We start from the raw sequence: 21575 nt of genomic DNA on the forward strand, positions 1-21575 counted from the left end.
CTTTGGCCATTGACAGGGGGAGCAGGCTACTGCTCCCCCTGTCAAACTTGAGCATGTCAGTGCTTCCGAAGTGGTTCACCGGGGTCATGGAAGGATTCGCTCCGCTCTTTTCAGCACGGATCTGGCCACAGGTACAGCTTCTGGTGGTCGGGGCGCTGCTCTCTCCAGGGAAACGGACAGTGACAGCAGCGTTGCGGGTACTCGGATTGGCGGACGATCCGAGGTTCGGCACGTTTCACCGCCTGTTGAACCGCGCACGCTGGTCGAGCCTCCAAGCCAGTCGAGTCCTCCTCGGTCTGCTCTTGGCCGCCTTCGTTCCTTCAGGACCGCTGGTTCTCGGTCTGGATGACACCATCGAACGACGCACCGGAGCCAAGATCAGCGCCAAAGGCATTTACCGCGACCCAGTGCGGTCCAGCCGAGGACACTTCGTTAAGGCCAGCGGAGACCGCTGGCTGAGCCTGATGCTGCTCACACCCATCCCCTGGGCCAATCGCGTCTGGGCCTTGCCGTTCCTGACGGCACTCGTGCCGTCACAGCGGTACAACGAAGAACGCGGTCACACGCACAGGACCCTGACGGACTGGGCTCGGCAGATGCTGCGCGTGGTGCAGCAGTGGTGTCCTGGACGGCAGCTGATCGTGGTCGCGGACAGCGCATACGCGGTCATCAAATGGCTCTTTAACCTCCAACAGGGCCATCCGATCACGGTCATCACCAGGCTCCGCCTGGATGCCGCGCTTTACGAGCCGGCGCCCGAACGGCAACCGGGCCAGAAGGGTCGAACCCGACTCAAGGGCAACCGTCTCCCGAGCCTCGCCTCGCTGGTCAACGATCCAAAGACGCGCTGGGAGAGCATCCGCGTACATCGTTGGTACGGGGAGACCGACCGGGAGGTCGAAATCGTCTCACAGACTGCCGTGTGGTACCACGCTGGACTCCCACCCCTCCCCATACGCTGGGTGCTGGTTCGCGATCCCAACGGGAAGTTCACTCCCCAGGCGTTGCTCTGCACGGACCTGCTGCTCAGCCCAGCGCAGCTCCTGGAGTACTTCGTGCAGCGTTGGCAGCTCGAGGTCACCTTCGAAGAGGTCCGAGCCCACCTGGGCGTAGAAACACAGCGGCAGTGGACCGACCTGGCCATTGCCAGAACAACCCCAGCGTTGCTGGGGCTGTTCTCTCTCGTGACACTCATGGCGCACGAACGTTGGCAAGGCCGTGAACCTTGGGTTCGTCGTGCCGCTTGGTATGACAAAACCCTGCCGACCTTCGTCGATGCGCTCGCTGAGGTTCGGCGAGCGTTGTGGAAGGCGCCGACTTTTCAGATGTCTGCGCCAGGACGCGAGATGGTTCAAGTCCCGCTTGAATTTATCGAGCGCCTCGCAGACGCACTCTGCTACGCTGCCTAACGCTCCTCAATGGCTAAAGTCGAGCTCAGGATGTGCTGCTTTGCCCAGCTGAGGACGGCCCACCAACACAAAATGCCCCCGCTCCCGGCACTCGGCCAGCGCGGGGGCTTCTCGTTGCGGACTTCTGCTTGCAACCCCTAACCTACCTACAAGGCAGCTTCTCATCGTGAACGGATGAAAACCCTCACCACTGCCCCGAAGGCAAGAGCAGGTCACTCGTCTCCACAAGACGTTATGACTGCTGTTTGATGACCTCAACCTGTTCATGCACTTTCTCGGCCATGCGCTCAAGGGCCTCGATCTGATGCTGCGCCGAAGCGCCCTCCACCTGCGCAATCTGCTCGATGGCATCCTCACCAATCCCGCCTAGGAGTTGGAGCTGGCCACTGATCTCGTCTTGCACCGAGCGTTCTCGCGCCATCTGAACCTGCCCTTCGACCCGATCCAACGCCACTTGGTGGGCGGGCGATGGGTTGGCCTGCGCTTCCTTGATCAGGGCTTCGAGATCCTTGATCTGCGCTTTGACCTGGTCGCCAATCTTCGTCAGGGCGGCCACACTGATCTGCTCCAGTGGCGTCAGTGTGACGTTTTGCAGGGCCAGGGCAATCACATTTTCAAGTTGGTGGGCGATCGCGAGCTGTTCTTCGCTGGCCAGCCGTAACTCAGCCATCGCCAAATGCTGCGTCGCTGTTTCGCCCGGTTGATCGTCTCGCAAGGTTCGACCAAGCAATTCCAGTGCCTGGGTCATCGAAACTTGCTCTCGACTAACGGTGATCATGCGCTCCAGCGCGGCAGTTTGCTCCAGGCCAGCGGCACCGACATGTTCGCGGGCAGCGGAAATATGACGGGTATTGATGAGGCTGAGTGCACGGATTTCGGCCAAGGTCAGGGCAGGGTGCGGCAGCTCAGTCATTCATGCACTGTACTGGAATGGGAAAACGGAAAACGCCCCCGCTCCCAGCATTAACCAGGGCGGGAGCTTTTTTGTGTGGACTTGTGGAGTTTAGCGGGATTCGCCCGTGACATTCGGGGCGTGCGGCACCAGGCGGCTGCCGGACTGGGAGCAGGCTCCGAGCGCCACCAGGCCGGTCAGGAGCAACAGCATGCACTTCTTCTTCACGGCAGCCTCAAGTAGATCGGGCGCGTGCCGGTGGACGCCTTGTAGAACGTCACCGACCCTGCCTTGACCTGGCCCTGGTCGATGATGACCCGGTATAGCTTGCCAGCAGCCACGTCCGGCAAGGTGCAGCCGGTGTACCCGCTAGAGGCTAGTTGAGACGGGATCGAAGTTGCAGGCCCGGAACGTTTCAGCGTTGGCACCGGTGAGCGGTGTGATCAGTTGACTTGCCATAGGGCCTCCAGCCGGGGATACCAAGCACCCGGAGACGGCGTGCGGAATCACCCGTTCTATAGACTTCTACCTTAGCTCGACTTTAGCCATTGAGGAGCGTTAGGCAGCGTAGCAGAGTGCGTCTGCGAGGCGCTCGATAAATTCAAGCGGGACTTGAACCATCTCGCGTCCTGGCGCAGACATCTGAAAAGTCGGCGCCTTCCACAACGCTCGCCGAACCTCAGCGAGCGCATCGACGAAGGTCGGCAGGGTTTTGTCATACCAAGCGGCACGACGAACCCAAGGTTCACGGCCTTGCCAACGTTCGTGCGCCATGAGTGTCACGAGAGAGAACAGCCCCAGCAACGCTGGGGTTGTTCTGGCAATGGCCAGGTCGGTCCACTGCCGCTGTGTTTCTACGCCCAGGTGGGCTCGGACCTCTTCGAAGGTGACCTCGAGCTGCCAACGCTGCACGAAGTACTCCAGGAGCTGCGCTGGGCTGAGCAGCAGGTCCGTGCAGAGCAACGCCTGGGGAGTGAACTTCCCGTTGGGATCGCGAACCAGCACCCAGCGTATGGGGAGGGGTGGGAGTCCAGCGTGGTACCACACGGCAGTCTGTGAGACGATTTCGACCTCCCGCTCGAGGGGGGGTTCATTCCAGGTACGTTCCCAGGGGAACATCGTTCTTTTTCCCTAAGCCGAGCATGGTCGTGTAGAACCTGAGCGCCTTCTCCTGATCGTCCACGAACACACTGGTCACAGCAATTTTCGTATGTGATTACCGGGTGTTCTGTTCTCTGCGGTGGTCGAGCAGCATTTGGAAGGGATCCAGTCCGCGCAGGCAGGCGGTTTGGGTCAGGGACTTGAAGATGGCGAAGGCTTCACTGCCAGCGGTGGTCTTGCTGCACTGCGAGACCTTCCGGGCGATCACCGCTGGACGCAACGCTCGCTCAGCGGCATTGTTGGTCGGCTCGATGGACGGATCACCCAGGAAGCGCAGCAGATTGCTGCGCTGGTGATGCTTGACCAGGCCCTTCTGGAGCCGGAGATTTTCCTTGGAACGGCAGGGTTTCTGCAGACGCGTCTCGATCTGCGCAGTGAGCACCCGTCCCTGGCGTAGGTACTCCAACAGCGTGCAGTAGCCCTGATGGAAGCGTTGATACAACTGAAGCGCTGCGTGGAAGTCCTCCAGCAGCTTCTGTGGGTACGCACGCCCCCGTCCAGCGTGCTGGAGTTGCATGTTCAGAGCCTGTTTGCACGAACCAATGACATGATGCAAGCATTTCTGCTGCTTGACGTCCGCTAGGCTCACGTGGTCGTACGTGCTCAACCGATCGCTGCACAACGTGCCCGTGTACGTGGTGGGCACGAGTTCCTGCAGCTGAACGTGGGTATGGCGCGTGCGGATCTGGTACACCACGCTCTGAGGGGTCTTGAACACCTGTAACCATGCAGGCTGGCCGTGGACGCGCCACCCGGTGTCATCCTGGTGCACGTAGGGTTGGTGCTGTACGTCATCCCGCAACTGCTGGTACTGCTGCTGCGACACGTGCCCATCGCGGGTCACCCTCAACGCGTCTCTCGTCAGCGCACTTTGACTGACGCTCAGCCCCGTGGTCAGTTGCAGCACCTCGGGCACCTTGCGGACAGGAATGCCCAGATCATAATGCAAGCTGTGCGCCAGGCAATAGACCTCGGCACTCAGCCGGTGGGCACTGGCGCCGCGTTGGTCAGCCGCCACCTCTGGGTGACTCGCTCGCACGTCCCGACCGCACACCTCGCAACGTCCCACCTCCAGGTGGTATTCGGTCACTTGCGGCGGCGCTGCGGGCAGCGCCGTGATGAACGCGAAGTCCGTCTTGAACGGCCGCAACTCCCCGCCACACACAGCGGTTCTGCAGCGTGACGTCCACCACCCGGGTGACCTGTTCACGTGTGGGGCGCTGCTTGGACACAAACGGCCCTTGACCAGCGTGTCGACCCGGCGGTTTGGGATCCGCTTTGGGTACTTCGCGGCTGTAGGGAGCCACGTATTTTTTGCTCTTGCGTTCCAGCTCATCGATTCGCTTCTTGAGCCGATCATTCTCCGACCGGAGCGCTTCGTTCTCTTGCCGTAATTGTCGGTTCTCCGCCTCGAGGGCGTCGACGCAAGCAGTAAGGGTACTGGTGCTCTCCGGAAACTCCACCGTCTTCGGATCGCTCTCTCCAGCCACGCTTCACCGTAACCCGCCGACCGCCTCAGTGCCAGTACTCCCCGGTTTTCAGATACGCCAGAATGAACTGCATGACAGAGTCGCAAACGGCGCAAGAACGGGCAACGTTTCCTACGAGCGCTGCAGGCATTCTCCGGGCACGCTCCCTCTCAGCGGACTACAGTCATCTCGCTGGATCTCTTGGTTCAGGACTGCGTGTCCTCGATGTCGGGTGTGGGACGGGTGCTCTGACGGCAGGAATTGCGGAGCTGGTCGCACCTGGCGAAGTGATTGGTCTGGATGCGAATCCCGCGTTATTGGCTGAAGCGAACCAGACGCACCCGCACCTTCAGAATCTGTCGTTCTGCTCTGGCAACATCTATGCATTACAAGACCATGGGAACTTTGATGTCGTCGTGGCTGCCCGCGTCCTCCAGTGGTTGGAGCATCCTGTCCGCGCCATCGAACAGCTGGTTGGGAAGTTAAAGCCTGGTGGAAGGCTCTTTGTGCTGGACTATAACCACGTCAAGGCACAACTCATCCCGCCCCCTCCCCAGGAGATGCTGCATTTTCGTGAACGCTATTTGGCTTGGCGCGCTGAGGCAGGAATGGAGAATGAGGTGGCCGATTCCCTTGCCCAGTGGATGCAGGCGGCGGGCCTCATCGACGTTGAGGTGATTGCACAGCATGAGGTCACCCGGCGCGGTGAGGATGATTTTAATCGGCGCATCCGGTTATGGGGAGATGTTGCACGGACACGAGGACATCAGGTGGTGGCCGCAGGCTTTGTTTCTGAAGGAGAAAGGCAGGCCGCTGTCGAGCGATTTCAGGCCTGGACGGCAGAAACTGCGGAGGAACAGCACTTCTATCTTCTCAGTGTTGTTGGAACGAAGCCTGTACCTACACAGCACAGCAAGCATCGCGCTGAGTAGGTACGGAGACCGCTCAACCCGTCGTCTGGCGAGTCGCACTTGTTCAGCGGTCTCCGTGCCGCCTTGCGGATGAAGCCCAGCGCTTCGCTTCGTTGATGGCCAGCATCGGCCTGTTCGTACTGTGGCTGCCCTGGCTCGTGTGACGGCACAAACTGGTTAGGTCAGTGTGGAGCGTGTCAGGCTGCTCGGGGTCTTCACGGTCCAATTCGCTCAGTCCGACCCAGTCGCCGGTCGGATCCACAGCCACCATCAGACCATCAGAACGGTTGATTTTCTGAACATAGAGAGCAGAACACTCGGTAATCACATACCAATTTTCATGGTTCTCCTTGCTGAGGTACTGGCTGCTTGGGGCTGCGCCAACGTCCCACGACTGCAGCGCTGAGAGGCGTCGTGTCGAAATGTCGGAAACGCTCCTAAATTATGCATAAGCTTAAATAATTTTAGACTATTTAGCCTTGAGATAACAAAAACAAAGTAACATGAGTCACTAAACCCTTAACCTGACAGAACCGTCAGCACTGCTGGTCCTCTGGACCGAGCGCAGAAGAACGAGGACCGAACGATATAACCACCTTGGAGCGAGCGGACCGTCCCGAGCGTGGGGCTTGGCGTATGGGCGTGGGTACAGTTCGCCCAGGCCAGCTTCATTCTCCTGGCCTCCATGGCGGCTCACGCTAGAAGTCTAACGGGGATAAACCTCGGCCGTTACCATGCAAATTCAACCAGGCCGGCACGGCCTCCGCCGCCAGCGGGCGACTCAGCAGGTACCCTTGCGTGCGGTCGCATTCAAGCGCTTGTGTCAACTGCCACTGGACTGCGCTCTCTACACCTTCGGCAACCACCATCATTTCCATGTCGTGTGCCATGTCAACGATGGCCTTAACGATGCGCTGAGTCCGGGCGTTACCTTCAAGATCACGCACAAACGACTGGTCGAGTTTCAGGACATCAAATGGAAGCTGAGCGAGCGATTGCATGGAGGAATGCCCCACGCCGAAATCGTCCAGCGCTAGGCGCACGTTCAGGTCACGCAGTGCGCAGAGCTTTGCCTCGATGGCCTCCGAATACTGAAAGACCATCTGTTCGGTCAGTTCGAGTTCCAGCTGCTCGCCGTTCAGACCGGCGGCACGGAACGCGGCCTCGACCTGCTCGACAAATTCAGGGTGCTGTAGCTGTACCTGAGAGACATTCACCGCCACGTGCAGGTTCGGGTACCCACCGTCCTGCCAGGCGCGGAGTTGCCGGCACGCCTGGTGAGTCACCCATTCACCCAGCGGCAGGATCAGTCCATTGCGCTCCGCCACCGGGATAAAGACGTCGGGCGGCACCAGGCCCAACGTCTCGTGCCGCCAGCGCAGCAAGGCCTCAAAGCCCCAGAAGCGGCGTTGCGCGTCCAGTTGGGGCTGGTACATCAGGAACAGCTCGTTGCGTTCCAGGGCGCCTGGCAGGGCTGCAGCAATCTGCTGCGCCAACCGCTCTTGGTCCGTCACGATGGGTGAGAACCGTGCGGCAGACCCGCCGCCCGCATGCCGGGCGTTGTACAGCGCCAGCGCCGCATGCTTCTGGAGCGCCACCATGTCCTGCCCGTCAATTGGGAAGATGCTGACGCCTACGGACGCTGTTACAGGAAGTGGCACGGGAACTTCCATAATGGTGAACGGCTCGGTAAAGGCGTTCATCACCTGATTGACGACACGGAACGTGTGGTCTTCGTCTGGTACGTCTTCGGCGATGATTAGGAATGTCTCGTCGTCCCAGTGGGCAAGGGTGCTGATCGCCCCTGGTAGGTCCTGTAACCGCTGGGTTACCTGAATGGTCAGCGCATCCCTGAACTGAGCGGATGAAGCGCTCTGGGCGTCGTAGAGGGGATCAAGCTGGAGGAACAGCAAGGCGAAGGAAGTCGCCGAGCGCCGGGCATGCCACAGCGACTGCCGGATCCGGTCGTTCGCGAGGGGCCGTGTCGGCAAGCCAGTGCGGAGATCGAACAGGGTGTGACGTTGCAGTTTCTGAATCAGCCGCTCCTGCTGGATGGCGGCGGCAGCCTGATGGACCAGGGCTTCGAGCCACGCCACATCGTCATCCGTGAACGATGGTCCCCAGGGTAAGTTGATCAGCGTCAGTGTCCCAAAGACGTGGGCCTTCATCATGATGGGCAGCACAACGATATCGCCGCACACCGTTTCACGCCGGCGTTGCAAGGCCTCCGGACTTTCGCGCGGGTCGTCCTGCCCTGCATGTGAGCGGGCAACGCGCCGTTCACGCAGCACCCAGCCGGTCAGGCCGGCAGCCAGTTCCTGCCAGGTGGGCCGCTGCACGTGAACCGCACCGGCACCGCCCACCACAAAGTGCTCCACGCGTGGCATATCCTCACCCAAGGTGAGCAGCACCGCGCGGTTGACCCCCAGCACATTGACGACAGTGGTGACAACGCGGCGCAGCAATTCCTCTTCGCTCGGCCCGTCCGTCAGGGTGCGGGCCATGTCGTAGAGGGCCTGCGCGCGCTGCAGCGTCTGACGCTCGCCTGCGCTACCGTGTGGCTCAGTCATGGTCGTATGGTAGAGGGTAGCAGGGCCGCGCAGCGAGGACGAGCGCCGTCAGCCCTCTGGCAGAGGCGGCGACCAGCAAAATGCGTACAGCCAACCCATCAATACTTTCTTGCCAGCAGCCGTTCAGCTGCTGCACACGTGAAGCAGGTGTGAATCAGCGATTCCACACCCTCCACTCACTGTGAGACTGGCACTGCTGCTGATCACCTCCCCATGGCAATTTGGGTACCTTGCCATAGTGAGCTGAGTTCACCTCTGCCAACGAGTTTCTGGATGACCTTTAGTGGTCTGATTTGGAAGAACACTGGGAATTTTACCGGGAGCACCTTTTTTACTTTTGCATTGCCATCACAGTATTCGTTCTCATGTTCCAGATTTTTCTCCCAACATTTCTCTGAATCAGACCATTAGCTGTACTTTGGGGATATTCATTCCACTATGCATCTGTTGTCTGGCACGGCATTTTGTTCAAATCTCAAGATAAAATCCTGATTTTTCGAGGGTGATGACCGTGCATCAGGCAGCGCACGAACCTGAGTTCAGGCGATCACGGTGCTTCAGAGGAAGTGCGCCCTGGTCGCTTGGCGCCTGTTCTCGCCTGACAGCGAGTGTGTGAACCTGACAGGAGAAGAGCTCCGGGCCTATCGGGAGGGCCGGATCAGCGCCCGTGAGGATGGTCTGCTGGTGCCGCTGACCGGACAGTACCGAGCCCGCATCGCCATGTGGTTGATTGCTCCTGGTCGGACATGGCCGGAAGAAGAACTCCGCCTGCTGCGCCAGGTGGCCCATCTGATCGGAATCGAATACGAGCGCGTGCAGGGTCAACGCCACTTGGCAGTAAGGTCTTTGATGAGCGGCCCGGCGGGTTGATCGATGGGACGGGGGGCGTGGTGGTGCTCCTTAAGCTTTTCTTCAACAAATGCTGGGACAGACGCTGTCTGATGATGGACTCATCTGCTCTCAGTGTCCCCTTGAGGCCGTGCCCAACGCGGCCCAGCCAGCTTCATCAGATTGACAAGCACCGCCGACAGGCGTACCCTTTCTCTTACCAAACGCTTAAACTTGGAAGCCCTTCCGCAAGCAGGACCTAACCAACTGGGCAGCATCTGACCCGTTGGCGATTTCACACGGAGAATGACATGAAGAAACCCGCTCTTCTGATCGCTCTGACTGCTGCCTCGATGATGGGTGCCGCCCATGCCGTGACCGTGACCCTGACCTGCGCCGCCGTGGGTCAGGGACTCGAATTGTGCAAGGCAGGGGCCGCCCGCTGGGCCAAGGCCACCGGCAATTCGGTCAAGCTCTTTGAAAGCCCCAACCTCACCAACGATGCGCTCGGCCTCTACCAGCAGCAGCTCGCCGCCAAGAGCAGCGACATCGACGTCTACCAGCTCGACGTGATCTGGCCCGGTCTGCTGGAGCAGCATTTCGTTGACCTCAACGGCAAGGTGCCCGCCAACGAAATCGCTGCGCACTTCAAGGGCATCATTGCCGCCGACACCGTGGGCGGCAAACTGGTGGCGATGCCCTGGTATACCGATGCGGGCCTGCTGTACTACCGCACCGACCTCCTCAAGAAGTACGGCTTCACAGCGGCGCCCAAAACCTGGGCCGAACTGGCGACGATGGCCAAGAAAATTCAGGACGGCGAGCAAAAGACCAACAAGGCCTTTTCCGGCTACGTCTTCCAGGGCAAGAACTACGAGGGCCTGACCTGCGACGCGCTGGAATGGGTCGCCTCGTTTGGCGGCGGCACCATCGTGGACGATTCGGGCAAGATCACCATCAACAACCCGAAGGCCGCGGCCGCGCTCGACGCCGCCGGAAGCTGGATCAAGAGCATCAGCCCAGCGGGCGTGACCACCTACGGTGAGGAAGAAGCGCGCGGCATCTTCCAATCCGGCAACGCTGCCTTCATGCGCAACTGGCCCTACGCCTGGTCACTGGGCCAGGGCGAGGACAGCAAGGTCAAGGGCAATATCGGCGTGGCGCCGCTGCCCGCTGGCCCCGGTGGCAGCCCCGCCGCGAGCCTCGGCGGTTGGCAACTCGGCGTGAGCAAATACTCCAAGAACCAGGCGGCGGCCATCTCGCTGGTGCGTTACCTGTCCGGCCCCGCCGAGCAGAAGATTCGCGCCATCGAAGGCTCGTATAACCCCACCCTCCCGGCGCTGTACCAGGACAAGGACGTGCTGAAGGCCAACCCCTTCTTCGGCAGCCTCTACAATGTCTTCACCGCCGCCGTGCCGCGCCCTTCGGGTCCGACCAAGGACAAGTACAACCAGGTCTCGCAGGCCTTCAGCACCGCCGTCAGCGACGTGCTGAACAAGAAGTTGACCGGCAGCGCCGCCGTAGCGCAGCTCCAGACCGACTTGGGCCGCATCAAGGGTCGCGGCTGGTAAGCCCGTTCACCCAGGCCCACCGGGGAACGCCCGTGGATCATGGGCGTTCCCCGCTTTTCGGTTCAGCAACGGTTGTGTTCGCTGCCGTCGCCTGAGCGATTCGTCAAGGACGTGCAACTCATCGTCCTGCAGGTCCGGATCGCCCACAGCCAAGCGTTCTGTTCCTCGGGAGTGAGGAGTGACCACCTCGTCGAACACCCGGCCACCGCGAACCACGCTCATGTGCGTGAAGTTCCGCAGGGGCATGCCTCCAACCTCCAGGGTATGATGCAGCGCTGCTCCTCGGCGTCCAATTCCTCTGCCGGCACGGACTTGAAGCTCAGCTGAACCAGGTCGGCGTAGGTCTTGCGGACACCTCAGGCTTGATCAAGAGACGCTCAACCTCGCGGTGACCAACCGCTCAGGCGTACAGTGACGCCATGCACGGGCTGCGCGAACTCCTGCTGCCACTCGCCGTCCTGACGGATGCCAACGAACGCGACCGGGGCTTGATCGCCACCCTCGAGTTGGCGGCCTTGAGCGGGCAGCCCGTGATGCTGCCACCGAAATCTGGCCGGGTTAGTCTGCGGGTCAGGCAGGCCGCCATTCAGGCCAGCGAGCGGGCCCAGTTTTACCAGCAGTGCCGGGCAGAGCGGCCCACCATCCTCGACCAGGAAGCCCTAGAGAGCGAGCTGGAGTGGCCGCTCTGGGAAACACTGCCAAAACCGGGAGATTCCTTCGAGGACGCTGGGCAACACTACCGGTGTCTGGACATCTTACGGGAGAGCGACCCGGACGATTCCGGGGGGCATTCGCTGCTCCTCGTGCTGGCCGTCCCCAATGAAGAACCGGATTTACGCTGAGGGCCTCCTCCCCTCAAGCTGACTCAAGCCGCTCACGCCCGAAGCGACGCAAATTGACCGTGCCCTAAGTCTCAGCGCTGCACCATTTACCGCCCCCGGTGTTCAACCCACGACTGCCCCGGCTTAAACAGCGCGGGATTACCTCACAGCACCGTGTCCCCGGCGTGCTGCTCGCCAAGCCGCCCACGTCCCAGTCGATCACAGCGCCCAAGCCACCAACAACGGTTGAAAGAACAGACGGACCAGCCGGGCCTGATCGGTGTTGAGGCCAAAGGCATTCGTATGGGTCAAGTACTGCGAAATATTGCCCGGAAAGACCGCGACAAAGAAGGCGGCGACCACCACGCCGACAGTGAGGCGGTACCGGGGCAGCGCGATCAGCGCCGCACCGAGAGCGAGTTCGACCACCCCCGAGGTGAGCACCACGACGTCTGGGTCAAGAGGGAGCCAGGTCGGTACCTGCGCCCGGAAGGCCTGACGCAGAGAGGTGAGGTGACCCGTGCCCGCCAGCAGCAAGGCGCTGCCGAGCAAGAGCCGGGCGGCGTGTTGAATCCAGCTCACCTGCACACCGAGGGGGGCCGTTGACATGGAGACGCCTTCAGGAGAGGCAAGATGAGCGGGTCAGTCACGGCAGATCAGCTTACCCCGCGCTGGTTGAGGCAATACTGCCTGTTGAAGACCGTCGACGGCGATTTGGGTGTGGGCGGCGACATGTCACCGAAGCTTAGTGACTGGATCGGCCAGATCTGAGCGCACCAGTCGGAAGCTGGTTACCAGTCCCGGTTGACCGCCTTGCTCTTCCGGGCGTACTGAACGTAGATTTCCGACGTCTCGGTACTAGCATGGCGCAGATGATCCCTGACTGAGAGCAGATCGGTGGTCTCGTTGTAGGTCCGGGTGCCGGCAGTGTGCCGCAGGCCGTGAACTTCACGCCCCTCGTACCGCACGTCGGCCCGGCGGCACAGCCGAACGAGCGAATCCCGGATCCCGCTGCGACTGCGCAGCATGAGGACCCACGGGCCGAAGTTCGGGGTCGCTGCCAGCCAGATCTTCAAGGCCTGCTCAGCCCGGCGCGAGAGGCCCACCGACTGCCGCCGTCCACCCTTGCCCAGGATCGTGATTCTGGGCTGCTCGACGTTCAGATGAACGTCATCACGCCGCAAGGATGACATCTCCGAATTTCTCAACCCACAGTCCGCACCGAGCAAGACGTAGACGCGTTCCTGAGGATCAGCATGCTGGAGCAGCGTGTCGATCTCCGACTTGGTATACGGTGAGCGCTTCTCCCAACGCGGCGTGGGATCCGAAGCGCCGCGCACGTCGCTGAAGGGTGAAGCCTCGGTTGCCCCGGCCCACCGCAGCGCGGCGTACACCGCCCGGGCTGCCGCCAGCCGGACATTGACCGTTGAAGGGGAGTATTTCTGCCCTTCCAGCCAACGGGCGTAGGCACTGCCCTCGTCGGGACGAGGCCGCAGCAACGAGACACCAGCTGGCTGGGCCCAGCGTAGTAATGCTGCGAGTCCTTGCCGGTAACTTTCCAGCGTCCGGGGACTGACTCTGGCTCCCGCTCTCCCTTGTAACACCAGGCGGGCTTCGACAATGGCCCACAGTCCAGCAGCATCGTAATCACGGGCAGCAACCACAGTCCGGCGGCGGCGCTCGGCCGGATCAAGTTGGACCAGACGCTCAGCTGATCCCTCAAGGCTGACCGTCGCCAGAATCAGGTCGTAACTCACTGCGCCACTCCAAAAAGAGAGTGGGGCAAGAGAGGAACACACGTCCCCCCCTTCACCCCAAAGTGTCGTTTCCTTTTCATAGCGATAGATGCAGCCGGAGTGCAGCGTCCAGACGAGTCATCAAAGTGAGCGGCACCTGTCCCACTGGCGCTTTGCTCAGCCGAGCGAAGCTGATGGTGCGAATTTGCTCGGCCTGGGCTTTACTGTCCTGCTCAAGACCCGTCTCCCCTGCTGGCAGGAGGACCTGAAAGTCGTAGATGCGAGTGACGTTGCTGGTCAGCGGCACGATGGTCACCGCGCCTACGCCGAGTCGGTCGACCGTGCGGTTGAGGCTGTCGGCGCTGACGATCACCACCGGGCGGCGTTTGTCCGCTTCGCTGGGCCGGGCCGGGTCGAGGTCGGCAATATAGATGTCACCGCGCCGCATCGTGGCCTTCAAGTCCGTCGCCCACAACGACATCCCAGACTTCCGCTTCGTTCCTCTCTTCCCACTCGGTCAAGGCCTGCGCGTACTGGGCCTCGAGTGCCTGGTCACGCAGCAGCATGATGGCCTGAGCCACCACTTCCGACTTGGAGCGAATCTGGTGGTTCTCCTGATACTGCACCAGGAAATCCAGCAGCGGCTGCTCCAGACTCACACTGATCTTGCCAATCGTCATGACAATAATTTAGCAGAAATAAAGTAGGAAGAGAAGTAGGAAGAGCTTCAGTGAAAAGCTACGGCTTTACGCCTTAGAATCAACAGACGACATAACTGGTCTTATGTAAGGAAATCTGATGCTGAGCCAAGCCGGGAACAACCCCTCCCGGAAGTTCCCATTCGTGTCAAAAACCAGCCCACCCGGCTGCACAGTCGCCGGTGCTTCAGGCAAGCTACGGCCACAGGCGACAGGAAGCTCGGCGGAGTGAGCTGAACTGGCGTCCTGGCGAACTGAGGGCCGAGAGGAGCCAAGCCCTGGGTTTCTCCTGTACAGCCGCATAGCATGACTGAAATGCGCGCCGATAATTTCGTGTTCTGAGAAATGCGAAGGCGGACGCTGAACAGGCACAGTTCAGAGACCTGCTGTCAAAGATTATTCAATGGCAGACGAAGCCTGCCTGGATCTGCAAGCCCGACCAAAAAAGGCAAAGGGGCCGAGATCATAGTCACGGTCGGCACACCGTTGGCTGCACACAGTCGTAGCGCTTGCCACGGATGCGGGCACTCCACAACACTGCCCGCTTATACATTTTCGTTCCTCAGCTCAACCGCTCTTTGGGGTGACGGACAAGATAAAGAAAACGGCTGCGGCGATCAGCCTCGCTCAGCCAGAGGCGACTCTCGGCGACTGTTCCCTGGTAGAGTTCAAGCCTACCTTCCGCCTCGAAATCACCCCGCAACGCTTCGGCCGTATCAAGCGTACGTCGCCACAGGGAAGCTTCCTCAAGGGTGAAATCGGTCGTCGTGTAGGTCAAGTTGGCCTCCTGGAGTACCCGCGCCAGTTTGGTGTCGTCAGGTCCGAGCCTGTTCTCCTGACCTTCGGCAGCGCTCTGCGACCAGAACAGGGCCAGGCGACCACCCTGAGTCAGCAGCTCGACCATCCTTCCGATGGTATGCGAGAGATTTTGCGCGAAATACAGGGTATCGATGGCGATGATGGCCGTGAAGCTGCCTTTAGGCAGGTCCAGGACGTCCATGTTGCCCACGACATACTGCAGGCGGTCGGCTTTCCCTGAGGTACGGCGCTGAGCCGCCTCAATCACTGGCGGCGCGAAGTCGAGACCAACAAAGGCTGCCCCGCTGGTGTGCGCCAGGTACTCGGTGATGCGGCCCACACCGCAACCCACGTCCAGAACCTGATCCTGAGCACAAAGGTCCAGACTGTCCAGGAGCATTTCCAACTGCTGTTCATCCGTCATGCTGAACTGGGTGAGGTCACGTCCATACACCCGCTCGCAGAAGGTTGCGTACGTCCGGCTGGCGGCGATGCCAAGGAGTTCGTGTCCAAAACCCTCGGACATGGCCGAGGTGACGTAGGCTTTGCCACTTTCGGTGAGGGTGTAACGGTGCTCTCGGGCGAGCAACAGACCTCTCACGTGGAGACGGGCGAACAGCTCATCCCAGGGCAGGAGACGTTCTTCGAAGCGTTGCTCCCCCAGGGTCCGCAGTTCCTCGAAAGTAAAGCCCGCTGTCCCGGATCGGGTCGCCAAGGCTCTCAGAGCAAAAGCCAGTTGAAGGTCACTTTCCGTCAGCACTGCCGCAGTCTCGTCACGTTCAGTCACGCTTGTCGCTCCTGGAGACCATCGGAAGGGCTGGTCCTGGTCTTTACGGTACCAGGGCCAACGGTGGCGCTGCCTTGACGTGTGAAGGACACCGGGGGTACTGCAAGGAGCGCTGGCGGCGCTAAGGACTGAGATCACGGCACTGGACGTGCCAGTGATCGGCGCGACCCAGACCGCAGCGCGGCAACGGCTGCGGCTCCTGGCCAAGAAAGCCGGGGTCACCTACCGCGGCTGGCATGCCCTACGGCACTACGCGGGAACGCGGCTCGTGGCCCAGACCGGGAGTCTGGAACACGCCGCCCGGCACCTGGGCCACAGCAGCATCGAGACGACCCGGGTCTACGCCAAGTGGAGTGACCAGACACTGAATGACGCTCTGGCCGGCTGGTAAAGGAAGGCCCGGTGTCCAGTCCAGCTCCCACTGGTTGTGCGTCACCCAGCTGTCCTGCTAGGGTTCGGTCTCCTGAAGCTAACCTGACGGACCGGTGTCCCACTGCCCAGCAACCCAGGTGCCTGGTTCACCGGCCTGGAGCAGCGGGCCATAGAACCGGCGCAGGAGACTGAGCACCTCATCAAACGGTGGGGCGATCAATCCGGTACGTCGCAAATACGGTTTCCAGCGCCCAGCGAGCAGACCGTCCTCGCCAAACCCTTCAGACAGCACCTGCGCGACTTGATTCAGCGGCGTGCCCCGCGCTTCAAAGCTGCCGCGCAAGGACCGGCGCATGAGGTCAGCCTCGAAGGTCTCGCGCGGCAAAATGAGCTGGAGGTCGTAGAAGTCCTTCATGCGGGTGGTCGCTTCACCGAGTTCGGCGAAAGCGGCAAACTTCTCGGTGACGATGGTCTCAAGTGGGTAGACCGCCACCCGCACGGCCTGGTCCAGCAACAAGGCAGGAAAGTCGAGACGGGACGCTGCAGGTGTAATGACATTGCCGAACGATAAATCGAGCGGCAAGCTGATCTGCGATGACCCGAGGGTGGCGCGCAGGGTCAGCGCCACGCCGGAGTAGCGCAGTGTCTCATTGATGGTCCGGACTGTCACGCTGCCAGGATCAAACTGAAGGCCGTCGGCGAAGGGCACGCGGCACAGCTGCTGAAAGACGCTGAGCGCCTGGTCCAGGGTATTGGGGAGACCCCGGGCCGCCAGGTCGATATCTTCGGTCGCGCGGGCGATCTGACCGTAGCGGGCGAACAGGTTCAGCGCCCCTTTAAGGATGAAGTGCTCGGCGTATTCAGAAGCGCCCAGGCGGGCCAGCAGGCCCTGCTGAGCATAGAGCAGCAGCATCATGTTGGGGGGAATATTGGGGTAGCGCTGACGTTGAAGGTTCTTCAGGCGAGCCAGGATACTTGCCGCCTGGGCTTCAGTGGTCCTGGTCATGACTGAGCACCTCCAGGTCACGTTCGAGCGGTTTGCCGACGCCAAGCTGCCGGGCAGTGTTGATCAGCAGCTGCCGGTCAGCTGCCGGCGACTGAAGGTATTTTTTTAAGCCTTCCAGATACAGTTCGCGTCCGAAGCGCGGCGCGAAGCGCAGCAGATCGGCCAGGGTCTTCTCCGGCGTATAGGTGGCGAGTCCCCGGCCCCTCACTGGCAGCAGGGCCAAGCCGAAATCGTAAAACTTGGCGCTGAAGTAGAACAGCTCCAGTGGCATGGCCACGAAGGTGATGGCCCGGCGGTTGGCGGGTAGAGCGAACTGGAGGCGGTGAGGCCGGGTGGTGGTCAGGCCGTGCAGGTGGAGGGCACTGACCAGCGCGGGCCGGGCATAGGGATAACGCAGCTGGACTTCCAGAAGGTCAAGCCGCTCGGCCAGCACTGGGGATAGGGCACTCGGATCAGCGAGACGGTAGACCCCCCGTTCGAGCCGCTCGATCTGGCCTCCTTTAACCAGTCGGGTCAGTGCTTTGCGGGGAAAGCCTGCCTGTGTCGCTTCCAGGGTCGTGAGATGCCCGCCCCTGAGAGCCATGTACTGAATGAGGTTATGCATCTGTGTCATCTCTGCCCCGTAATCTAGGAGAAATATAACAGAGTTCCTAGATTACGGGGCAATATCAGAGAGGTGAAGGCGAGACCAGCTCCAACAGATCCAGACGGCTCACTCCCACCTCAGGCAGGTTAGACAGGCGGAGACTGGGGGGGTTTTCATACAGGGAGAAGTCAGGCACGACCGTCCTGGATAGAGAAGCAGTGTCCTGTCTCCAGTCTCTAGGATGAGCCTGAATCCAGGGAGGCTCGCTCATCCCGGGCCACTCTCAAGCTCTATATTTGTACTTAGTATAATTTGCATGATTTCAATCAATCATCTATTCATGCAATAGTGACAGAGAATTTGAACTCTCTCCCTCTTGCGCCAGAGCGTTGTCGTGAGGTTGAATGCTTAAGGAGGACGATGATGATTCTGTCGCTTGTTTCTTGGAAGGGTGGTTGCGGAAAAACTACCAGCAGCGTCCATTTCGCGGCGTTGCTCGCGGCACGGGGTTCGACCATGCTGGTCGATGAGGACCGCAGCCGGAATGCCAGCAATTGGGTCAGCCGTGGTGAGGTGTTCTTGCCCTTCCGGGCCTACCCACCCCGCGCCCTCGGGACGGAGGCTCGGAACCACGAGCACATCGTTATCGATACCCGGGGCGGACTAGAAGATCAGGATCTGGTCGATCTGTATGACAACAGCGACCTGGTAATCGTGCCCGCCGTGGCAGAGAGCATGACCCTCGAAGCGCTGGTCAACACCGCCAACACCCTACGAACGCAGGGTCGGGAGCTGGGCAAACTGAGGGTGCTCTTCACGATGGCTCGGCGCTCCACTGGAAAGACTGATAAGGTCGCCGAGGGCAAGGCGGCCGTCCAGGAACTCGGGATTTCCACCCTGAACACCACCATCCGTGCCACTGAAGCGTTCAAGGATGCTTGCGATGCTGGACGCTTGGTGCGTGATACCCGTAATCCGGTGGGCAAACTGGCCTGGATGGACTACGAGCGGGCTTTTCGGGAGCTGACGCCGTGAGTGGGCGCTTCTCAGGACTCAAGGACCTCCAGCAGTCGGAGGAACCTGCAGGGGAGACCCTGATGGCGGTCCCAGCACCTCTCCCGAACCTACCAGTAGAACCCGTTCGGCCCTGGGAGGCGCTCACGACTCCGACGGAGCCGGTCAAGGCGCTCAATGGGCGTGTACCCCGCTCAGTGCGCCTCGCTTTTGACCGGCAGATGACTGATGCCATGGACGTCCTGGGAACCGACGTCACTGTGGATCTGGCGGTCGAGGCGCTGGCCCGGCTGGTGACTGAGGATACTGAGGTCCGGGAGCGCTGGCTACATAAGTTGTGGTCCCTCAAACGGCCTTGAGAGCTCAGATATAAGGTCGGTGGGTTCTGGCAAGTTAACCGCAGTAGGCTAATCCGTCGTGACTGACCGCAAGCCCTCCCGCCACCGGTTTCCGCTGAGCATCATTCAGTACGATCTCTGGGTCGACCACCGCTTCCCATTGAGCGAGCGCGATGTCCAGGAAGTGCTGCACCAGCGCGGCATTGTCGTTCGTCATGAAACCCTGCGTCAGTGGAACATCAAGTTCGCCCCGCTCCTCACCGAAGAGCTCTGCCACCGGGAACCCCGCCGGGGTTCTCGATGGTTCCCGAACGAGGTGTGTCGACCTCGGTGCTCGGAAACACTGGTTATGGCGGGCTATCGATGAAACCGGCGCGGTGCTGGATATCCTGTTGCAACACCACCGGGACACGCACGCGGCCAAAATCTTTTTTGAAGGACTATGGGTGAATAACGACGTCCCAGACGTCATTCACACCGATAAGCTGTGGAGTTGCGGAGCGGTCATTCGAGCACTTCCTGTGCTCCACAGCGTGGAGCACATCCAGGTCATTTCCTCTGCGCGCTGTAATAACCTGATTGAACAGCGGGCAGGCCCCATACGGGAGGAGTGGCGTCCTCATGGGAAGGAATAGCCCCATACGGGTGTCCGTTCATGACAACAGTCCGTTTAAGACGAGGGTGCCGTTCTGCCCAAGACAATCCCACCGCCCGACCCGGAAACAGGAGCACTGTCAGTTGGGCTTCAAGAAACCACGACAGGCACAAGAATTTCTGGCCCTGCATGCCCGCGTTTCAAACCTTCACCAGCACACTCGAACTACTGTCCCCGCTCGCCATCGAAGAACGCATCAGACGAAGGCTCACCTGGCCTGGCAACGCGCCGTGGATGCGTCAGTCTGAACTTCAGACCGCCGCTGGTGAGATCTGGTCTGCTCGAGATGAAGTTGCCAGAACCCTCCCCATTTATCCGGCGGACTCGAGTCGGCTACGCAACTCGTTCAAATGCTCCTGCATCCGCAGTTCCGCCATCGCCGCCGCGGCCTGGTCGCGCTCCTGCATGGCGTTTAAGATACCTGCCCGGCAACGCTCCTCAAAAAGAGCCAGCATTGCCTTCCCCAGCGGTTTGAGCAGAAGCTTGAGAGAGGCTTTCACAGCCTCGTACTGCTCCTCTGGAGCCAGGGCAGCCACACGGGCGCGCTCATGGGTAATTTCCTGATCGGCGAGTTCCTCCGCGCGCCGTAAGGCAGCGACAGCACGCTGGGCTATCTCAACTTCAGGACTCCCCAGTTGTTCAGGCAGAACATACTTACCATCATGGCGCAGGAAATCAACCACCAACCCCCCAGGGTTCCTGACGCGGCCCTCATGTTGCTTGTGGCGAACAAACGCGACGGCTGTCTCGACGCGGTCACCGTGTTCACTGACCAATACGGTGGCGGCTGTTCGGCTTACACCGACGCCTATCAACAATTCCATCAGGGCGGGATCCGGCGCATTGTCCTCCGCGAAGGTGTAATGCAGGATCTGCTTCTTGCCGCGGCCCTCAATGACCACGCCAGCAAGATAGTTGATGGCGATCAATTCATCGTGGGCAGGCGTCAAAGCACGGCGAATCAGTTCTGGGCGATCCGTTTGGATTCCGCAGGCCAGTCGCCAGTCCGCAATCGATACCTCGAGTCGCATGCGCCGCACCCCGCCACTGTCCACCCGATGGGCTTCCAGAAGGCGGTAAAGTGCACGGGCTGGCGGCTGTTCAAGCTGCACCAGCAGGCGTCCATCCAAGACCTGGGTGTGCTTTGCACGAATACTCGCTGCCAGTTGCTCGCCTAGTTTGATACTCAGGGTAGCCGCAGGATCCAGCCCTGGAAGCTGCTCAAGTTCGCTATCCATCTCGTGATAGCGAATGCGGTCGATATACCGCAGGGTGTCTGAACTCCAGATCTGCCGGTCGCGCAGCTGATCGTACCAACCTTCACCGATGAGAAAACCGGTGCTCCAGAGGCGCTTCAAACTCTCTCGTACGCGCTGATATGTCTGGCCGTTGTCGGGGAGACCGGCCACGCTCCGGAGTTCGTAGGCCGTGGTATGGAGCCAGTCATGTGCTGGGCAGCCCGCTCGGACGAACAGGGTCTGGACGGCGAGGATGATATCCGTATCCACACCGTGCGGACGCCCGTAAGGGGCTGCGCATTCCACACGGTAGGGACGACCATCGATGTTGAATTCAGCTTTCCAGGTCTTCAGGTCGTCATCGATTCGCGACTGGATACTGATAATGCCGAGCCGGGCAATGTTTCGCTCGTCGCGGCGCTCAGTATTGGGTTTGAAGTTTTCGCGGTTAGCCACTCCAGCTCCTGTTGTTGTTTCTTGTAGTAATAATAAAGATAAAAAACAACAACAAGGCCAAGTGATGTTTGCGTGCTGCACGGCATTTTTACTCTCGAACCACGCAAAGGTGTCTGGGATCTGGTCCCAAACCACGCAAAGGTATCGGTACTTTTCCTCCTTGATCACGCAAAGGTGTCGGTACTCTCCGCAAAAAGAGGAAAATGAACAGAAAACGTCGACCAGTACGGCACAACCGCCACAATCACGCAAAGATGTC

The 21575-nt window shown here is 60.5% G+C and carries 24 protein-coding genes and 2 pseudogenes; 12 read left to right on the top strand and 14 right to left on the bottom strand.

Annotated elements, in window-relative coordinates; all coding sequences use genetic code 11:
- Positions 1–53 precede the first annotated feature (53 nt).
- Positions 54–1409: an IS701 family transposase gene (locus tag GUI70_RS16930; RefSeq protein WP_237724995.1), complete on the top strand. Its 1356-nt coding sequence runs from the start codon at positions 54–56 to the stop codon at positions 1407–1409.
- A 232-nt stretch (positions 1410–1641) separates the two neighbouring features.
- Here the strand turns inward: GUI70_RS16930 and GUI70_RS16935 are convergent, their stop codons facing one another.
- From GUI70_RS16935 to GUI70_RS16950, 5 genes are all read right to left on the bottom strand, one after another.
- On the bottom strand, positions 1642–2322 hold the full coding sequence (locus GUI70_RS16935; protein ID WP_161883498.1) for a hypothetical protein: 681 nt from the start codon (positions 2320–2322) through the stop codon (positions 1642–1644).
- Between the two features lie 203 nt (positions 2323–2525).
- On the bottom strand, positions 2526–2651 hold the full coding sequence (locus GUI70_RS25045) for a hypothetical protein (protein ID WP_272952891.1): 126 nt from the start codon (positions 2649–2651) through the stop codon (positions 2526–2528).
- Positions 2652–2859: 208 nt separating this feature from the next.
- Positions 2860–3306 (bottom strand): hypothetical protein, encoded by a 447-nt coding sequence (locus GUI70_RS16940; protein ID WP_202630508.1) that lies wholly within the window; start codon positions 3304–3306, stop codon positions 2860–2862.
- 85 nt (positions 3307–3391) lie between these two features.
- Complete coding sequence (locus tag GUI70_RS25265; RefSeq protein ID WP_368733636.1) at positions 3392–3499, bottom strand: VOC family protein; 108 nt, start codon at positions 3497–3499, stop codon at positions 3392–3394.
- Positions 3500–3517: 18 nt separating this feature from the next.
- Positions 3518–4612 carry an IS66 family transposase gene (locus GUI70_RS16950; RefSeq protein WP_161883499.1) on the bottom strand — a complete coding sequence of 365 codons (1095 nt, stop codon included), beginning with the start codon at positions 4610–4612 and terminating at the stop codon, positions 3518–3520.
- A gap of 411 nt (positions 4613–5023) precedes the next feature.
- On the opposite strand from GUI70_RS16950, the gene GUI70_RS16955 reads away from it, so the two are divergent.
- Positions 5024–5863 (top strand): class I SAM-dependent methyltransferase, encoded by an 840-nt coding sequence (locus tag GUI70_RS16955; RefSeq protein WP_161883500.1) that lies wholly within the window; start codon positions 5024–5026, stop codon positions 5861–5863.
- Positions 5864–6540: 677 nt separating this feature from the next.
- Here the strand turns inward: GUI70_RS16955 and GUI70_RS16960 are convergent.
- Positions 6541–8412: a putative bifunctional diguanylate cyclase/phosphodiesterase gene (locus GUI70_RS16960; protein WP_161883501.1), complete on the bottom strand. Its 1872-nt coding sequence runs from the start codon at positions 8410–8412 to the stop codon at positions 6541–6543.
- Positions 8413–9024: 612 nt separating this feature from the next.
- Here GUI70_RS16960 and GUI70_RS16965 point away from each other — a divergent pair.
- The 4 genes from GUI70_RS16965 (at position 9025) to GUI70_RS16975 (ending at position 11653) form a co-directional block, all read left to right on the top strand.
- A complete protein-coding gene (locus GUI70_RS16965) occupies positions 9025–9282 on the top strand; it encodes a hypothetical protein (protein WP_161883502.1) in 258 nt (85 codons plus the stop codon).
- Positions 9283–9551: 269 nt separating this feature from the next.
- A complete protein-coding gene (locus tag GUI70_RS16970; protein ID WP_161883503.1) occupies positions 9552–10811 on the top strand; it encodes an ABC transporter substrate-binding protein in 1260 nt (419 codons plus the stop codon).
- A gap of 39 nt (positions 10812–10850) precedes the next feature.
- Positions 10851–11138, top strand: a complete 288-nt coding sequence (locus GUI70_RS24480; RefSeq protein WP_237724996.1) for a hypothetical protein — start codon at positions 10851–10853, stop codon at positions 11136–11138.
- 92 nt (positions 11139–11230) lie between these two features.
- Entirely contained in the window at positions 11231–11653 is a 423-nt protein-coding gene (locus GUI70_RS16975) for a hypothetical protein (RefSeq protein ID WP_161883504.1), read from the top strand.
- Positions 11654–11851: 198 nt separating this feature from the next.
- Here GUI70_RS16975 and GUI70_RS16980 read toward each other — a convergent pair whose 3' ends face one another.
- Entirely contained in the window at positions 11852–12241 is a 390-nt protein-coding gene (locus GUI70_RS16980; RefSeq protein WP_161883505.1) for a DoxX family protein, read from the bottom strand.
- A gap of 24 nt (positions 12242–12265) precedes the next feature.
- On the opposite strand from GUI70_RS16980, the gene GUI70_RS16985 reads away from it, so the two are divergent.
- Positions 12266–12403: a hypothetical protein gene (locus tag GUI70_RS16985; RefSeq protein WP_161883506.1), complete on the top strand. Its 138-nt coding sequence runs from the start codon at positions 12266–12268 to the stop codon at positions 12401–12403.
- 20 nt (positions 12404–12423) lie between these two features.
- On the opposite strand, the gene GUI70_RS16990 is transcribed toward GUI70_RS16985, so the two are convergent.
- The 4 genes from GUI70_RS16990 to GUI70_RS17005 all read right to left on the bottom strand — a co-directional run bounded on the left by GUI70_RS16990 (position 12424) and on the right by GUI70_RS17005 (position 15651).
- Positions 12424–13389 (bottom strand): tyrosine-type recombinase/integrase, encoded by a 966-nt coding sequence (locus tag GUI70_RS16990; RefSeq protein WP_161883507.1) that lies wholly within the window; start codon positions 13387–13389, stop codon positions 12424–12426.
- 76 nt (positions 13390–13465) lie between these two features.
- Positions 13466–13828, bottom strand: a complete 363-nt coding sequence (locus tag GUI70_RS16995; RefSeq protein WP_237724997.1) for a type II toxin-antitoxin system PemK/MazF family toxin — start codon at positions 13826–13828, stop codon at positions 13466–13468.
- Positions 13803–14048, bottom strand: a complete 246-nt coding sequence (locus tag GUI70_RS17000; protein ID WP_161883508.1) for a DUF8778 family protein — start codon at positions 14046–14048, stop codon at positions 13803–13805. Before GUI70_RS17000 ends, GUI70_RS16995 begins: the two co-directional genes overlap by 26 nt.
- Positions 14049–14628: 580 nt before the next feature.
- A complete protein-coding gene (locus GUI70_RS17005) occupies positions 14629–15651 on the bottom strand; it encodes a class I SAM-dependent methyltransferase (RefSeq protein WP_161883509.1) in 1023 nt (340 codons plus the stop codon).
- A gap of 154 nt (positions 15652–15805) precedes the next feature.
- Between GUI70_RS17005 and GUI70_RS17010 the strand changes: the two genes are divergently transcribed.
- Complete coding sequence (locus tag GUI70_RS17010; RefSeq protein ID WP_237724998.1) at positions 15806–16042, top strand: tyrosine-type recombinase/integrase; 237 nt, start codon at positions 15806–15808, stop codon at positions 16040–16042.
- A 78-nt stretch (positions 16043–16120) separates the two neighbouring features.
- On the opposite strand, the gene GUI70_RS17015 is transcribed toward GUI70_RS17010, so the two are convergent.
- Positions 16121–17029, bottom strand: a complete 909-nt coding sequence (locus tag GUI70_RS17015) for a nucleotidyl transferase AbiEii/AbiGii toxin family protein (protein WP_161883510.1) — start codon at positions 17027–17029, stop codon at positions 16121–16123.
- A complete protein-coding gene (locus GUI70_RS17020; RefSeq protein ID WP_161883511.1) occupies positions 17013–17642 on the bottom strand; it encodes a type IV toxin-antitoxin system AbiEi family antitoxin domain-containing protein in 630 nt (209 codons plus the stop codon). The genes GUI70_RS17015 and GUI70_RS17020 overlap by 17 nt, the downstream gene beginning before the upstream one ends.
- Positions 17643–18038: 396 nt before the next feature.
- Between GUI70_RS17020 and GUI70_RS17025 the strand changes: the two genes are divergently transcribed.
- The 4 genes and pseudogenes from GUI70_RS17025 to GUI70_RS24485 all read left to right on the top strand — a co-directional run.
- A complete protein-coding gene (locus GUI70_RS17025; RefSeq protein WP_237725000.1) occupies positions 18039–18650 on the top strand; it encodes a ParA family protein in 612 nt (203 codons plus the stop codon).
- Between the two features lie 212 nt (positions 18651–18862).
- A complete protein-coding gene (locus tag GUI70_RS25050) occupies positions 18863–18988 on the top strand; it encodes a hypothetical protein (protein ID WP_272952892.1) in 126 nt (41 codons plus the stop codon).
- A 58-nt stretch (positions 18989–19046) separates the two neighbouring features.
- Positions 19047–19584 (top strand): annotated as a pseudogene (locus GUI70_RS17040) (IS6 family transposase); the annotation flags it as partial.
- Between the two features lie 82 nt (positions 19585–19666).
- Positions 19667–19870: pseudogene (locus tag GUI70_RS24485) on the top strand (IS6 family transposase); the annotation flags it as partial.
- A gap of 63 nt (positions 19871–19933) precedes the next feature.
- Here the strand turns inward: GUI70_RS24485 and GUI70_RS17045 are convergent.
- A complete protein-coding gene (locus tag GUI70_RS17045) occupies positions 19934–21484 on the bottom strand; it encodes a replication initiator protein A (protein ID WP_161883516.1) in 1551 nt (516 codons plus the stop codon).
- Positions 21485–21575: the final 91 nt, after the last annotated feature.

Origin of the sequence: Deinococcus alpinitundrae, assembly GCF_009982895.1 — a bacterium.
Taxonomy (GTDB): Bacteria; Deinococcota; Deinococci; order Deinococcales; family Deinococcaceae; genus Deinococcus; species Deinococcus alpinitundrae.

Coding starts and splice junctions, on each gene's coding strand:
- GUI70_RS16930 (WP_237724995.1), top strand. CDS start 54: ATGTCAGTGCTTCCGAAGTGGTTCACCGGGGTCATGGAAGGATTCGCT.
- GUI70_RS16935 (WP_161883498.1), bottom strand. CDS start 2,322: ATGACTGAGCTGCCGCACCCTGCCCTGACCTTGGCCGAAATCCGTGCA.
- GUI70_RS16955 (WP_161883500.1), top strand. CDS start 5,024: ATGACAGAGTCGCAAACGGCGCAAGAACGGGCAACGTTTCCTACGAGC.
- GUI70_RS16960 (WP_161883501.1), bottom strand. CDS start 8,412: ATGACTGAGCCACACGGTAGCGCAGGCGAGCGTCAGACGCTGCAGCGC.
- GUI70_RS16970 (WP_161883503.1), top strand. CDS start 9,552: ATGAAGAAACCCGCTCTTCTGATCGCTCTGACTGCTGCCTCGATGATG.
- GUI70_RS24480 (WP_237724996.1), top strand. CDS start 10,851: ATGGGCGTTCCCCGCTTTTCGGTTCAGCAACGGTTGTGTTCGCTGCCG.
- GUI70_RS16975 (WP_161883504.1), top strand. CDS start 11,231: ATGCACGGGCTGCGCGAACTCCTGCTGCCACTCGCCGTCCTGACGGAT.
- GUI70_RS16980 (WP_161883505.1), bottom strand. CDS start 12,241: ATGTCAACGGCCCCCCTCGGTGTGCAGGTGAGCTGGATTCAACACGCC.
- GUI70_RS16985 (WP_161883506.1), top strand. CDS start 12,266: ATGAGCGGGTCAGTCACGGCAGATCAGCTTACCCCGCGCTGGTTGAGG.
- GUI70_RS17000 (WP_161883508.1), bottom strand. CDS start 14,048: ATGACGATTGGCAAGATCAGTGTGAGTCTGGAGCAGCCGCTGCTGGAT.
- GUI70_RS17015 (WP_161883510.1), bottom strand. CDS start 17,029: ATGACCAGGACCACTGAAGCCCAGGCGGCAAGTATCCTGGCTCGCCTG.
- GUI70_RS17020 (WP_161883511.1), bottom strand. CDS start 17,642: ATGACACAGATGCATAACCTCATTCAGTACATGGCTCTCAGGGGCGGG.
- GUI70_RS17025 (WP_237725000.1), top strand. CDS start 18,039: ATGATTCTGTCGCTTGTTTCTTGGAAGGGTGGTTGCGGAAAAACTACC.
- GUI70_RS25050 (WP_272952892.1), top strand. CDS start 18,863: ATGGACGTCCTGGGAACCGACGTCACTGTGGATCTGGCGGTCGAGGCG.